Source organism: Nitrospira sp. (assembly GCA_029194665.1).
In the GTDB taxonomy this organism is placed as follows: domain Bacteria; phylum Nitrospirota; class Nitrospiria; order Nitrospirales; family Nitrospiraceae; genus Nitrospira_D.
Genome location: JARFXO010000010.1, coordinates 1 through 13,034, shown reverse-complemented (window position 1 = coordinate 13,034; position 13,034 = coordinate 1). Strand labels below are relative to the sequence as shown.

Annotated in this window: 13 protein-coding genes; 2 read left to right on the top strand and 11 right to left on the bottom strand. The window is 56.0% G+C overall.

What is annotated here, in order from left to right; all coding sequences use genetic code 11:
* Positions 1-7: 7 nt before the first annotated feature.
* Both P0119_22450 and P0119_22445 read right to left on the bottom strand, forming a co-directional pair.
* Positions 8-691: a PIG-L family deacetylase gene (locus P0119_22450; GenBank protein MDF0668821.1), complete on the bottom strand. Its 684-nt coding sequence runs from the start codon at positions 689-691 to the stop codon at positions 8-10.
* A 233-nt stretch (positions 692-924) separates the two neighbouring features.
* Positions 925-2,040 carry a hypothetical protein gene (locus P0119_22445; protein MDF0668820.1) on the bottom strand — a complete coding sequence of 372 codons (1,116 nt, stop codon included), beginning with the start codon at positions 2,038-2,040 and terminating at the stop codon, positions 925-927.
* Positions 2,041-2,375: 335 nt separating this feature from the next.
* On the opposite strand from P0119_22445, the gene P0119_22440 reads away from it, so the two are divergent.
* Positions 2,376-2,672 carry a hypothetical protein gene (locus P0119_22440; GenBank protein ID MDF0668819.1) on the top strand — a complete coding sequence of 99 codons (297 nt, stop codon included), beginning with the start codon at positions 2,376-2,378 and terminating at the stop codon, positions 2,670-2,672.
* A 125-nt stretch (positions 2,673-2,797) separates the two neighbouring features.
* On the opposite strand, the gene P0119_22435 is transcribed toward P0119_22440, so the two are convergent.
* The 6 genes from P0119_22435 to P0119_22410 all read right to left on the bottom strand — a co-directional run bounded on the left by P0119_22435 (position 2,798) and on the right by P0119_22410 (position 6,967).
* The gene (locus P0119_22435; protein MDF0668818.1) at positions 2,798-3,712 is read right to left on the bottom strand and encodes a mechanosensitive ion channel family protein; all 915 of its coding nucleotides are present in this window, start codon (positions 3,710-3,712) and stop codon (positions 2,798-2,800) included.
* Positions 3,713-3,986: 274 nt separating this feature from the next.
* The gene (lipA, locus tag P0119_22430; GenBank protein ID MDF0668817.1) at positions 3,987-4,898 is read right to left on the bottom strand and encodes a lipoyl synthase; all 912 of its coding nucleotides are present in this window, start codon (positions 4,896-4,898) and stop codon (positions 3,987-3,989) included.
* A gap of 4 nt (positions 4,899-4,902) precedes the next feature.
* Positions 4,903-5,268: a hypothetical protein gene (locus P0119_22425; GenBank protein ID MDF0668816.1), complete on the bottom strand. Its 366-nt coding sequence runs from the start codon at positions 5,266-5,268 to the stop codon at positions 4,903-4,905.
* Positions 5,269-5,271: 3 nt separating this feature from the next.
* The gene (locus P0119_22420) at positions 5,272-5,637 is read right to left on the bottom strand and encodes a hypothetical protein (GenBank protein MDF0668815.1); all 366 of its coding nucleotides are present in this window, start codon (positions 5,635-5,637) and stop codon (positions 5,272-5,274) included.
* Positions 5,638-5,753: 116 nt separating this feature from the next.
* Entirely contained in the window at positions 5,754-6,065 is a 312-nt protein-coding gene (locus tag P0119_22415; GenBank protein MDF0668814.1) for a Rieske 2Fe-2S domain-containing protein, read from the bottom strand.
* A gap of 26 nt (positions 6,066-6,091) precedes the next feature.
* The gene (locus tag P0119_22410) at positions 6,092-6,967 is read right to left on the bottom strand and encodes an Mrp/NBP35 family ATP-binding protein (GenBank protein MDF0668813.1); all 876 of its coding nucleotides are present in this window, start codon (positions 6,965-6,967) and stop codon (positions 6,092-6,094) included.
* 192 nt (positions 6,968-7,159) lie between these two features.
* Between P0119_22410 and P0119_22405 the strand changes: the two genes are divergently transcribed.
* On the top strand, positions 7,160-10,111 hold the full coding sequence (locus P0119_22405) for a proline dehydrogenase family protein (GenBank protein ID MDF0668812.1): 2,952 nt from the start codon (positions 7,160-7,162) through the stop codon (positions 10,109-10,111).
* Here the strand turns inward: P0119_22405 and P0119_22400 are convergent.
* From P0119_22400 to avd, 3 genes are all read right to left on the bottom strand, one after another.
* Complete coding sequence (locus tag P0119_22400) at positions 10,004-10,903, bottom strand: hypothetical protein (GenBank protein MDF0668811.1); 900 nt, start codon at positions 10,901-10,903, stop codon at positions 10,004-10,006. The genes P0119_22405 and P0119_22400 overlap by 108 nt on opposite strands.
* A 638-nt stretch (positions 10,904-11,541) precedes the next feature.
* Positions 11,542-12,582, bottom strand: coding sequence for a reverse transcriptase/maturase family protein (locus P0119_22395; GenBank protein ID MDF0668810.1), 1,041 nt, complete (start codon positions 12,580-12,582; stop codon positions 11,542-11,544).
* A gap of 3 nt (positions 12,583-12,585) precedes the next feature.
* Positions 12,586-13,034, bottom strand: a 449-nt coding sequence (avd, locus tag P0119_22390) for a diversity-generating retroelement protein Avd (GenBank protein MDF0668809.1), incomplete at its 5' end; no start/stop codon positions are given.

Sequence of the window (13,034 nt, the reverse complement as noted above, 5' to 3'; positions counted from 1 at the left end):
GAGGGTTCTATATAGATTCTGATTCTTGCACAGTGAGAGCCACCCATCGAAAGACTTCCGCATAGACGCCAGCCAGAGCCTGGGCTGCAGGATCGGCGAACACGGCACGCCAGCGGTTCAGCCCCAAGACCCCTTCCCCATAGGGAATCGTGGCCACTTGACTGTGATGCTCCGCGATAGCCGCCATCTTCTTAGCCAGCTGCACATCGATGTATTCAATCCGGTCCCAAGCCGCCAATGGTCCCCAGACTTCATATGCCCAGAGGCCGGCGGCCGGGACGATGCCTGACTCCCGTACGCTTTCCCTCGCCAATTTGCCGGCGAGCCGATGGGCTGGATGTCGATCACCTTCCTCGTCCAATGCATAGATTTCGTCTGGCTGCAGGTGCGCTAATAGTTCGACCAGTTTCCGTTTGACGGCCTGGACATCGATCTCTTCCGCCGCATCCGGTTGATCGCAAAAAACGACCTCACGGACCCCCAGCACATGCGCGGCCCGCAGCGCCTCTTCCCTTCTGACTTCGGCCATCCGTTGCTCGCTGAACCCAAACGGATTCGAGGAACGGCCACCGTCCGTGATGACGACGGACGTGATGGGTGCTTGAGACTCGACGAGTTTGGCGACCGTCCCGCCCATCCCGATTTCCATATCGTCCGGATGGGCGCTGACAACGATGATGTGGCGACTCATGACTATTTTCTATGTCTTGCGGCAGGCCTGCTGCTCGGCACGATAGGAGCGCGGTGCACCACTGGGCCTGAACGAAGCGAATCAACGCTAATTGAACGATTCAGGCGGCCGATGCCGGTTCACCAGTCTTCAAACCACGCCCAACAGTAGCGGACTCCGACAAGGAACCACACGACAGGCAGTTGCACCCCTGCGCGAAGTGATTGCTTGATAGGCAATCAATCCGGGGACAGTTAAGACTTTTTTTCAACCGTCAGAACTGCCTGCTTCAGCCAGCTTGCCGCCTTCTTGAACAGATCGAGGTGTGCGGGATCTAAGAGCAGTGTCAATGGGACGTTACGTTTCTTATCCAGATCAGGTTCGGCCAGATCAAATCCTGGTATCTTGTCCAGCCGCTCCAAGAATCCCTTTCCAATGGTTCGATCATTGCCCCAAGACATCGGCTTCCAGTCAGTGAAGCGAAAGGCGATTTGGCCATTTGCCTTCACTAAAAACATCCGAGGCCCGCTCCCATCCGGGCGAAAGGTCGGTCCAAAGCGTGGACTCTTGTCCCCAGTAAATCGAACCTGCCCAAATTCAGTGATAGACCATTCGTAGATGGATCGAACTAGCTGCGTAATGTCTTCACCACAGTTCTTGCGAGTTTCTATGAGAAATGCCTCCCAGCTCCATGTCCGACCCCCTGACATTTGCTCAGATCGTTGTTTGATCCCGACTTGAATCATGTACTCCTGGACCTCAGGAAGCGGAATCAGCTGTTGAACATCGAGAATGACTTGCGCATTCATTCCGTACGGCTTCAATCGGACACACCGAATGTCCAGACCGCGTTCATTCAGCCACAAGGCCGTGGTCGTAATCTCTTTGGAAAAATCCGCGGAGACTAGCACAATCCGAACTGCCTCAGCAAAGCGTCGGTCGGTCTCATCCTCCCAGCCTAAGAATTGAAGGATTGCCTCCTTGGCGTCATCGGAGAAACCTCGTTGCCGCAAGTATTCTTCGTGCGCTTCGACAGCTTGGGCAAACGTCATGGTCGAAACCATCGCGGCATAGCGGAGGGCTTGAAGTTCCATATGCCCCCCATCATCAGTTCGTTTGAGTTCCACGACGACAAGATTTGCATCTCTATCAAGAGCCAACAGGTCGATTCTGCGCGAGGAGTCATCCCATCTGCTGAACTCCTCAGCGAGGACCATTGCAGGTAGCCTCTCATCAGCATGGGGGAAAATGATCTCGATTCGATCTCGCAGGAGTCGTTGGAGGTCTGCGCGTTCTTTGAGCTTGATCTTTTCAAACTTCACCGGCTCTAGCGAGCGGATGTCATTATTTTCGATGAGATGGAGCGCCATGGCGAAGCCAAGAGATCCGGCAGCTTGCAGTGGAATGCCCTCACGGAAGACTACCAGGTTTCTCTCGGCTGTAAACTTTTAGCGGCTATTGCACCGCTCGTCCTCTCGACATATACCGACGTCTTGATCTCTGCCCAGACGGATATGCGATCGCGCCTTCGACCGACACTCGGCGCGGGCATGCCGCTCGCCCTCAAGCGGAGACCATGCCGATGATTGATCGATACAGCGCATTTCTTCTCATACCATTCGGAAACATGCCTGTTGGCAAGCGCCCGGTTCTGGCGTAGAATTCGCCCATCAGTCATCGCCAATTCATTGGTCATGTTGTTCCTATGACACCGCTTGATCCCGCATTGGTCACACTTTTCGCGCGCAAATACATCTGGTGGATGACGCCGGAGGAAGCCGTTACCATGCCGGAGCGCGTCGTAGCCCAGGTCATGAACATCGGCGATTATGATGACGTTCAAGCGCTGGCCACGCTTGCTGGCGACGATTATCTACGCGCCCTGTTGCGCCGGGCCGAAATCGGCCAGTTCACGCCTCGTTCATGGGCCTATTGGCACTACCGGCTCGGGCTTGCCGCCCCGGACCACGTTCCGCCCATGCCTGCTCGAATCCTTTCATGATCCGCACCTTCATTCCTCGTCTCGACATCTTACCGACTGCACAACGACAGGTATGGCAGTACTTAGACATTTTGAGGCCGTCCAGACGACTCAAAGGAGGCCGACATGGATGAGACGCTTGGCGCTCATCGTACGACCGAGGGATTAGACGACCCGCTCACCACATAGAGTGGTGGCGCCGTTCCATCCTTGGGCGCGCCCCAATAAATCGTCTGGTGAGGAAAAGGCATCTCGATACCCTTGGCATCGAAGGTGTTCTTGATCCGGCGGTTCATCTCGCGGCCGATCCGCCATTGCTGAATCGGTTTGGTCTTGATCCGGCATTTGATGATGACGGCGGAATCGGCAAACCGTTCGACTCCTGACATCTCCAGCGGTTCCAAGATATCGCCGGCAAACTCGGCATCTTGTCGCAATTCTTCGGCAATGTCCTTCAGCAAGGCCATGACCTCATCGACGCTTTCCCTGTAGGCGATGCCGATATTGAAGACATAATAGGAATAGAGTTGCGTCATGTTCTTCACGGTATTGATAGTGCCGTTCGGAATGACATGAATGCTTCCGGACTCATCACGCAGCACGATGGTCCTCAGCTTCACTTCTTCCACCAAGCCGCTCACCCCGGCAATCTCCACCACATCACCAACCCGGATCGAGTCTTCGAGAAGAATGAAAAATCCCGAGATCACATCCTTGACCAAACTTTGGGCGCCGAAACCGATGGCCAGGCCGCCCAGCCCGGCCGCGGCCAGCAGGGGTTTCAAATCCACTCCGACCTCCGAGAGCACCATCATTCCCCCGACTCCAAGAATGACGACGCGGGCGAGATCCCGGATGACTTGAGTCAGCGTATCAGCCCGTTTCAATTCCATCGGCCCGAAAAGCCGTCCTTCACAGAGACGACGAAACCGCTCCACGAGTCGTTGAAGGAGCGAAAATAAGAGGAGCATCCCGACCGTTATCAAAATAATCCGTAGGCCTGACGAAGAAATCCATTCGAACGAACGATCCACGAATCGGTTGAAATAGGTTTCGATCATGCACACCTCCCATTGCTCGTTGAGGGCTTCACCGGCCGGAACACCCGAGCCGACGGCTCTGTACACCGATCTAGGTCCGAACCGGGACAGGCATCGTCACGGACGCCGGAGCCAGTCCCTGACAAGCTGAATTTATAGTCTATAGGCGAACAGGGTCCGGAGATCAACAATGGATGTGTGGGCAAAGGGAAAGAAAGAGGAAAAGGTGACACCTAACGGGTTGACTCACCCCTAGACGGGCTGAAGATTTCCGATCCTGCGGAGATATCGTTTATCAACCAGCTACCTGCTGCTCCGCGTGATAGGAGCTGCGGACGAGCGGACCGGATTCCACGTGGGTGAAGCCCATGGTGAGGCCTTCCTCTTTCAGCAGCGCAAATTCGGAAGGATCGTAAAACCGTGCGACTGGCAGATGGTCTCTCGTCGGTTGGAGATATTGGCCGATGGTCATGATATCGCAATCGACCGCTCGGAGGTCGCGCATGACTTCGCGCGCTTCGTCGAGAGTCTCGCCCATCCCTACGATCAAACCGGATTTCGTCTTCATGCCGTGCTGTTTGGCCTTCGCAAGAAGTTCGATCGACCGTTGATACTTCCCCTGGGGTCTGATTGAAGGGAAGAGTCGCCTGACGGTTTCAATATTATGATTCAGGATTTCAGGCTTCTCCGCACAAACTGTTGCCAGCGCAGTAGCGTCACCTTCAAAATCCGGTATCAGGACCTCGATTGTGCAGGCTGGATTCAGCCGCCTGGTTTGTCGAATCGTTTCTGCAAAGACCCAGGCTCCACCATCAGGCAATTCGTCACGATTCACCGAGGTGATCACGGCATGGCGCAGGTTGAGGGCTTGGATTGCTTCTGCCACACGACCTGGCTCTCTCTCATCTACTGGAAGCGGCCTCCCTGTCTCCACAGAACAGTAGTGACAGCGTCTGGTGCAGATATCGCCCAGGATGAGGAAGGTGGCGGTACGGGCATTCCAACATTCCCACCGGTTCGGGCAACCTGCCTCCTCGCATATCGTATGGAGCTTGAGTCGCTCCATGGTCTGCTTGACATCGAGATAATTCGGACCAGTCTTGGCCTGGACTTTAAACCAGGAAGGAAGGCGGGGTCGTCGATCAGCCGATGGTTGATGGCTGGTTATTGCGGAGGACCGAAGACGATCAAAAGGAATAAAGCTCATAGCGCTATCCCTTCACGGAGCCCGGCGTAAACCAGCTCTTTATTTTATCAAAGAAACCAGATGGGGCTGGCACAGTTTCCGGCGGATCAGGATACTCCACCCAAAGTTCCCGCGATCCGAGATAGACGCCCTCGCGAAAACTCAGTTGAGTTTTCAGCTGCCGGTAGCCACGGGCATGTAAGGTCTGAATCAAACTGCTGAGTGTGTCGTCCTGGGTCTGATGTATCTCGGTCGTGACGCAGACTGTCTCGTACCGTAAAATAGCTCGATAGCCTTCCTCTGCTCGTTCAAACTCGACCGGCCTGCTAAATCCCCGCTCCCGGTCGTCCAATCCAGCGAGCTGGTGTTTGTCGAGCCCGCCCTGATCCATCGCTCATTCTAACGCTCGGAAGACGGCGACCAAGTCGCTCAACGCGATGGTCTTGTTCTTGAGCACTGCCCGCTCAGCTTGAATCGCCTCGCGGGTCTTGGCATCCATCGCACCGGATTTTAGGCAAGAGGCACCGAGCTTCAGGATTCGGTCACACTCCTCGGTAAGCTTATGTTGGACAACCGGATTGACCGACAGGATCTCCATGAGCTGCCGCCGCGTTTCGTCAAGGTGCCCTTGGAGTTCGGAGTCCGGGTAACTCTTCCGAGCCGCCTCATCAAAACACCGATCAAGATACTGGGCCAGAAAGACATAGAGACGCACGAGCGCCGCCGCAATATCGGTTTGATCGTTGGCAGAAACAGACATGTGTCACCTCAAGTTAGAGTGAATGGCTGATGGTGTATCGCAAAGCCCCCGAATCCTACCCCTCTGAGTCACAACCCAAACACTGTATGCGGTTCGTCCTTTGGTGCGAGCAATACTCATTGTTCAAGTAAAACCTTCACATCGCCGCCTTCGATCTTCACCTGATAGGCCTCTACCTTTGCGGATGGATTGTTGATGCAAGCCCCAGTGATCACGTTGTATCGCCAGCCATGCCAGGGGCAGGTGACGATGTTGCCTTCCAACTCTCCCTCTCCCAACGGCCCCTCTCGATGGCAACAGGTATTGTTGATCGCATGAATCGTCCCGTCCACGTTAAATAGGGCCAGCGTCTTTCCGTTCGCTTCTGCCACAATCCCATGCCCAGGTTTTACATCTGCCGTAGCCGCCACTCGCACGAACTCCGCCATTCTTTCCCTCCAAGCAATAAGCCCTGTCAATTGCTGCTGAACGGTTGCTTGATCTTCTTGAGCAAACTATCGATGGACTGTCCGGCTTTCCCGGTCCCACCCAGCTCTTGCATGATTTTCTTTGCGATCCCCCGAAACGCCTCGGCCTGAGGAGATGCCGGATCAGAGACGACGATCGGATGACCGGTATCTCCCCCATCCCTAATGGCTGGATCGATTGGGATCCGCCCGAGGAACGGCACCGCGAGCTTGGCCGCCGCTCGCTCCCCTCCTCCATGTGAAAAGATCTCCGTCCGCTCACCGCAGTGACCACAGACAAAATAACTCATATTTTCGATGATACCTAGGAGCGGAACATTTACTTTCTGGAACATCGCCATACCCTTACGAACGTCGTAGAGCGCGACTTCTTGCGGCGTGGTCACGGTAATAGCTCCGGCTAACGGAACCATCTGTGACAAGGATAGCTGCACGTCACCGGTACCAGGCGGCAAGTCGATAAGTAAATAATCCAGGTCCCCCCAGAGCACATCGCGGAAGAACGCTTGCAGATACTGATGGACCATCGGACCGCGCCAAACCAGCGGGGCTTCTTCCGGCACCAGAAACGCCATGGAAATCAGCTTCACCCCGTAATTCTCGACCGGAACAATCTTGCCGTCTTTCTGTTCCGGTCCGGCCGTACTCCCCATCATCATCGGAATGTTGGGGCCGTACAGGTCGGCGTCCAACAGCCCTACCTTGGCACCGGCCACGGCCAACGCACAGGCCAGGTTCGCCGCCACGGTTGATTTGCCGACTCCTCCTTTTCCGCTGCTCACCGCGATGACCTGCTTCACGCCGGGGATCAAATTATCTTTTACCTGAGGCTGTTGTGCCCCATGACCATGTTCGTCAGCCATATCGATATCTCCTACTCTGATTTCGACCGACCCGCGTCATAGAGCACGCGTGTCTTCGATCTGAGTCCGTATTTAATCTGACTCCAGCATCATAAGCGATGATAGACGCGAAATGATATGGGTCGGTCGGGCCATTATCCATGTAGCCTACTGGGGAAGCAAAGGACGAGGTATACTGTGTCAGGAGTATATATGACGACGGTACCCTCTTCGCTTGAGCCGACCATTCTTCGGATCGGCGAACAACTTGCCCGGCTCTCCGCCGGCCATTCCCCCTCGATCTTCGATAGCCGCTGGTGGTCTCATTCGGCGATCAACCTGGCGATGAAGGATGCATCGTTTAAGACCAGGTTGTTCCACTTCATCGATGTCCTTCCGGTCATTCAGGACGATCAACGAGTCGTCTCGCTGGCCGAAGAATATTTCGGCCGCGAGAGCAACGAGTTGTTCGGACTTCAGTGGGGATTGAAGGCACTGGCTTCAACAAGCATGGGAGCCCGTCTCACAGGCAAATCGATCAGGAAACAGATCGAACAGATGGCCAAGACCTTCATCGCCGGAGCCTCGATCGCAGAGGCATTACCGGTCCTGTCGCAGTTATGGAAAGACGGACGAGCCTGGTCTGTCGATCTGCTGGGAGAAGCGACGATCAGCGAGCGGGAGGCCGACCACTATCGTGATCAGTGCCTGAATGCGTTGAAAGAACTCGGTCAGGCCATCAACACTTGGCCTTCCACGCCGCTGCTCCAACAAGACCACTTGGGACCGATCCCACCAGTGCAGCTGTCGCTCAAAATTTCGGCTCTCTCATCTCGTTTGGACCCGATCGATCCCGATGGAAGTTACGAATCGATCGCCGCGCGTCTCCGTCCGCTGGTGGATCTGGCACAGTCGCTGCCGGCCGGATTGATTTTCGATATGGAGCAAGCCGACACGAAGGACCTGATCCTGAATATTTTTAAACGACTCTTCGCAGAGCCAGCCTATCGATCCTATCCCCATGCCGGACTCGCGCTGCAAGCCTATCACCGAGAAACCGAACGGGATGTCCATGATCTCGTGGCCTGGGTACGAACACGTGGTACACCGATCACGATTCGACTGGTCAAAGGTGCTTACTGGGATTCAGACACTGTCCGATATCGGCAAGCAGGCTGGCCGCTTCCGCTTTTTGAGCAGAAGGCGGAAACCGATATGCAGTACGAGCGATTGATTCCGCTGCTGTTTGACCATGCCGATCTCATCCGTCCCGCGTTCGGCACGCACAATCTTCGCACGTTGGCTGCCATCGAAGCCCATGCGGAATCGCGGGGTCTGACGCCTGACACGCGCGAATACCAAATGATCTTCGGTATGGCGGAGCCTTTCCAACAAGCTTTGGTGAAACTGGGGCGTCGGGTACGTTTGTACACACCCGTGGGTCAACTGCTCCCCGGCATGGCCTATCTGGTACGGCGGCTCTTGGAAAATACATCAAACGAATCGTTCCTCCAAAAAGAGTACGTCGAGTCACAACCATTGGCCCGGCTTCTCGTTCCACCAACAACGTCGGCGCAATTCCAACCCACAACAACGAACGGCAAGAAGCTTTTCAGCAATGAACCACATAGCGACTTTTCACGGGCAGAGGTTCGGAAGGCCATGCGAGCGAGTATTGGATCGGTTCAATCTCAGCTGGGTCGAGAATGGCGCGGTGGAGCACCCGGCATCAGACTGACCGGTCCATGGCTGGAATCCCGTAACCCTTGTAGACCACATGAGGTCGTGGCCAAGGTGCAAAGCGCGGCGTTGTCCGACCTGGACTACATCATTGAACAGGCGCTCAAACAATGGGACCCTTGGTGGCGGAAGGCTCCGGAAGCTCGATCTGAAATGCTGCGCCATGCAGCGTCGGAAATGTCTCGTCGTCGGTACGAGCTGGCAGCCTGGGAGATCTTTGAGGTCGGCAAACCCTGGCGCGAGGCCGATGCCGATGTGACGGAAGCGATCGACTTTCTTCGCTACTATGCCGATGAGATGGATCGTCTGGCTCGGCCGATGCGATTGGGCAACCGTCCGGGGGAACTCAACCAGCTTGTCTATGAACCGCGCGGCGTGACGGCAGTCATCGCGCCATGGAATTTTCCGCTCGCCATCCCGACAGGAATGATCTCAGCAGCACTCGTGACCGGAAATCCGGTCCTGTTCAAACCGTCGGAACGCTCGCCCATCTTAGGAACTTTGCTCACCGACATCTTGATCCAAGCCGGTGTACCAGCCGGTTGTTTGACCTGTCTTCCAGGTGGACCGGAGGTCGGCCAAGCGCTCGTCGCGCATCCCCATGTCGTAACGATCGCGTTTACCGGATCGAAGGCCGTTGGACTCCGCATGTTGGCCGAAGCATCACACGAGCGCCCAGGACAGCCTATGGTCAAGCGGGTGATTGCCGAGATGGGTGGGAAGAATGCCATCATTGTCGATGAGACCGCGGACCTCGACGAAGCAATTACCGGTGTCGTCGCATCGTTCGCCGGCTACGCGGGACAGAAGTGCTCGGCTTGCTCCCGAGTCATCGTCCATCGCACCGTCTACGAGACCTTCGTTTCCCGCCTCCGTGAGGCAGTGCTGAGCTTGGAGGTCGGCAATCCCATGCACCCGTCCACCAAAGTAGGACCGGTGATCGATGCCCGAGCCAAGGCGAGTATACAACGCTATCTGTCACTCGGGCTCGAAGAAGGCCGGCTCCTCGTGCAGTACCCCGTGGATCAAACCGGATATTTCGTCGGACCGACGGTGTTTGTCGACATCCAACCGCATCACCGTCTGGCACAGGAGGAAATCTTTGGGCCGGTCCTAGCCGTTATGAAAGCGGACAGTATGGCCGACGCAATTCGCATGGCGAATGGGACCGACTATGCATTGACCGGCGGAGTCTATGCCAGAAGCCCGGCCACTCTTGCCAAGGCACGGGAGGAATTCGACGTGGGCAATCTCTACTTGAACCGACCGATCACCGGCGCCCTCGTTTCCCGACAACCCTTCGGTGGGCACCGATTCTCAGGGGTAGGCACGAAAACGGGCGTGGAAGACTATCTGACCCAGTTCATGATCGCCAAAGTCATCAGTGAGAACACCCTTCGCCGTGGGTTCGAATCGACTCAGTGAGGCCTTCGCGGGTTTGACCTCGTACGCTTCCAGTTCTTCCGTGATCTCCGTTACGACGCCGCGGTCTTCCTTGATGGCTGATAATTCCTGCCGTTCGGTATATTTCACGAGACCGACCCCCTTGGCGAACCAGGCCGTCATCACGTCGATTCCTGAGACGGTGCGACGGCTTCCTGACAAGTGGATCTTCATGTTCATCCGCGATTCCACTTTGATGGCATCCTGAAACGTACCGGCCGGAACGGTGATGGTTTCTCGACCAACCACTTTACTCCAGCCCTGGGTATCGACCTTTTCATCCGTCTGGTCACGATCCATATCGCTGCCGAAATCAACTCCCATTCGGTCAAACTGCTGGAAGGAGGATGGAATTCTCAACGGAAATCTAAAAATCTGATAGGGGGTCAGATGTTTCTCGAACGGTGTTCCCGGATCCGACCCATAATACACAATGCCGACGGCATCGCGTCGATAAAAACTATCCGACGGTCCATGATCGCCCGGGTTCGTATCATGGAACACCGTGACGGTGACACCGTTCATGGTTTTAGTGCCCGAGACCGTCGACACATTTGTGAACATCTTCAGTTCCACAGATTGGAGTGGTCCCTCGTTGATCTGGCCGCGATAGGTCCAACTGCTCCCGACCACATCAGGGAAATACTCCTCGGACTTTGAAATCGTGACCGGCTCCTCAGCCCCGAGCACCGTAGGCCATGGAGGTAGCCCCAAGAGCAGACACGCTCCCACCGTCAACACCAGTCGCATACCACATGTAAGTTTCACCATCATTCCAACTCCAGAATATGAGGATTCGACGGTACCATAGGAATCCCGACGGCGGCAAGCAGCCCACCAGCGACGGATCGTTCTTCTCCGCTATGCCTCATACTTGCCTTGCACACTGTCCCCTCGCAAAGTCCATCACGATGCAATTCCCCATCGCACCGACACCAGCCATGTGGGAGAGACGTTTCGATATCCGACCCTTTGATAGATCGTGTTGACTTCGCACAGCCTTCTTAGGACTTCGTTATCAACCACCGTTGACCTCATCTCGGGCCGGTCCTGGACCAGTGGTTGGGTCACTTGACCGGTCCGAAATGTAGGCGGTGCGTTCTTCGGCTGGCCGGCGTCTCATCCAACCAGCCCGGGATCGGTCTGGACGCCCAACGGCACACTCCGAACCTTCTCCATGAAGAGTCGGAGTCCAGCCATCGGGCAGGCGTCTTGGGCGCAACGGAACCCGATATTATCGTTCCGTTTCGTGGGTATGTTCCTGTTCCGGTTTGCAGACCGGACGTTGTCCGGTTCATTGTTCCAAGACCCACCGCGGATCATAAAAAGCGACCAACCCCGCATGGCGGAGCCTCAGTCCCGCCACAATCCTCTCCCCTACCACGTGCATCGCCCGAAGCATGTTTCCACGCTCACAACACCGCCTTGCCTAAGATTCTCGTGCGCAGGCGTGCCGTGTCGGCATGTGCCGCATGGGCCACCCAACTTCGGATACGATCTTTCCGCTGAAGGTCCGACATCCTCCGGTCTGCCACCGCCTGGCGATACAGCCGGAGCCGCCGCTTGAATCGTCGGACATTGTCCGCGTCCAACCGGCGATGTGCGGGAAAGATCCGATAGCCGAGAAAGGTAAATCCTGATGCGACCGTGGCCACAAAGCACTTCCTCGGATGGAGGCGCAATCGCAGCACCGCGAGGGCCTCCCCAAGAGCCGACCGCACGTCGTGAAGCCGTCGCTTATCGTGATCGAACAGCAGCAGATCGTCGACATACCGCACATAGCCGGGCACACGAAGCGTTTCCTTCACGTAATGATCCAGACGATCCAGGTAGACATTCGCAAAGAACTGACTCGTTTGGTTCCCGATGGGAATGCCACGACGCCGTTCAAACGGAGCAAACAGATCGTCGCCCGGAAAGTAATGCTGTGCGTTGGGCTGCTGGTTGCTGCCCTCCAGGATGGTGCGGATCAGCCAGAGCGCTCCCTCATCCCAGATTTGCTTGGCGATCAGCTCAAGGAGAATGGCATGGTCGATGCTGGGAAAATATTTCTCAATGTCACACTTCAGCACATACCGAAATCGTCCTGCGTAGGACGACGCGCGATCCACCGCCGCATGCGTGCCCTTCCCCTTGCGGCAGGCGTATGAATCGTAGAGAAAACGGCGATCGAAAATCGGCTCGATGATATTGCAGAGCGCATGGTGCACGACGCGGTCGCGGAACGGTGCCGCGCTGATGAAACGGGGCTTCTTCTCACGGATGACAAACGTGCGGTAGGGGCCGGGACAATACCTGCGCGAGACCAGTTCTTGCCGCACCTGATGCAGCTCCTCTTCCAGATCCAAGGCGAAGGCTGCTACGTTGGGACGAAAGCGCTTGCCTCGGCCGGCTAGACGTGCCGCTTGCACCAGATTGGGAAAAGACGTGATTTGCTCGAACAGGGTGCCCATCGATCATCCTGCCTGAATTTTCGTCCAGCCGCCGATTTGACGGCCCAGCTCGACCAGTTCGCGCGAGATGAACTCATACTGCTTCGCGCTGGTGAACCCCAAATCTTTCCCAGCTCGCACCAACAAACGCAAGACCTGTACATTCCCATTCGCCTGCTGGAGATGCGACTTCTTCTCTCGCGCATAGGCTGCCAGGACCAGAGATTCGAGTACGTTCAACATACGCGATTCGATCCGATCTCCAAGCACAAACCGATGCGACCTTGGAAATTTGCCCACGTGGTTGATGAGCCAGAGCAACACATCGTAGGCCTTCGTGACAGCAGCGGGAAGGCTGCCGGTTCCTTCCTCGGTCATGATGATTTCCCGCTCATGTTGTACCCAGAACTCCGTTCGTGGTGAGCTTGTCGAACCACGAATAGGACTGCGCGGAACCCTACGCCCTTCGACAA

Bases quoted from the DNA above. Each gene is read 5' to 3' on its own strand.
- P0119_22400 (MDF0668811.1), bottom strand. From the start codon at position 10,903: ATGATGGTGAAACTTACATGTGGTATGCGACTGGTGTTGACGGTGGGA.
- P0119_22435 (MDF0668818.1), bottom strand. From the start codon at position 3,712: ATGATCGAAACCTATTTCAACCGATTCGTGGATCGTTCGTTCGAATGG.
- P0119_22395 (MDF0668810.1), bottom strand. From the start codon at position 12,582: ATGGGCACCCTGTTCGAGCAAATCACGTCTTTTCCCAATCTGGTGCAA.
- P0119_22420 (MDF0668815.1), bottom strand. From the start codon at position 5,637: ATGTCTGTTTCTGCCAACGATCAAACCGATATTGCGGCGGCGCTCGTG.
- lipA (MDF0668817.1), bottom strand. From the start codon at position 4,898: ATGAGCTTTATTCCTTTTGATCGTCTTCGGTCCTCCGCAATAACCAGC.
- P0119_22405 (MDF0668812.1), top strand. From the start codon at position 7,160: ATGACGACGGTACCCTCTTCGCTTGAGCCGACCATTCTTCGGATCGGC.
- P0119_22410 (MDF0668813.1), bottom strand. From the start codon at position 6,967: ATGGCTGACGAACATGGTCATGGGGCACAACAGCCTCAGGTAAAAGAT.
- P0119_22445 (MDF0668820.1), bottom strand. From the start codon at position 2,040: ATGGCGCTCCATCTCATCGAAAATAATGACATCCGCTCGCTAGAGCCG.
- P0119_22450 (MDF0668821.1), bottom strand. From the start codon at position 691: ATGAGTCGCCACATCATCGTTGTCAGCGCCCATCCGGACGATATGGAA.
- P0119_22440 (MDF0668819.1), top strand. From the start codon at position 2,376: ATGACACCGCTTGATCCCGCATTGGTCACACTTTTCGCGCGCAAATAC.
- P0119_22425 (MDF0668816.1), bottom strand. From the start codon at position 5,268: ATGGATCAGGGCGGGCTCGACAAACACCAGCTCGCTGGATTGGACGAC.
- P0119_22415 (MDF0668814.1), bottom strand. From the start codon at position 6,065: ATGGCGGAGTTCGTGCGAGTGGCGGCTACGGCAGATGTAAAACCTGGG.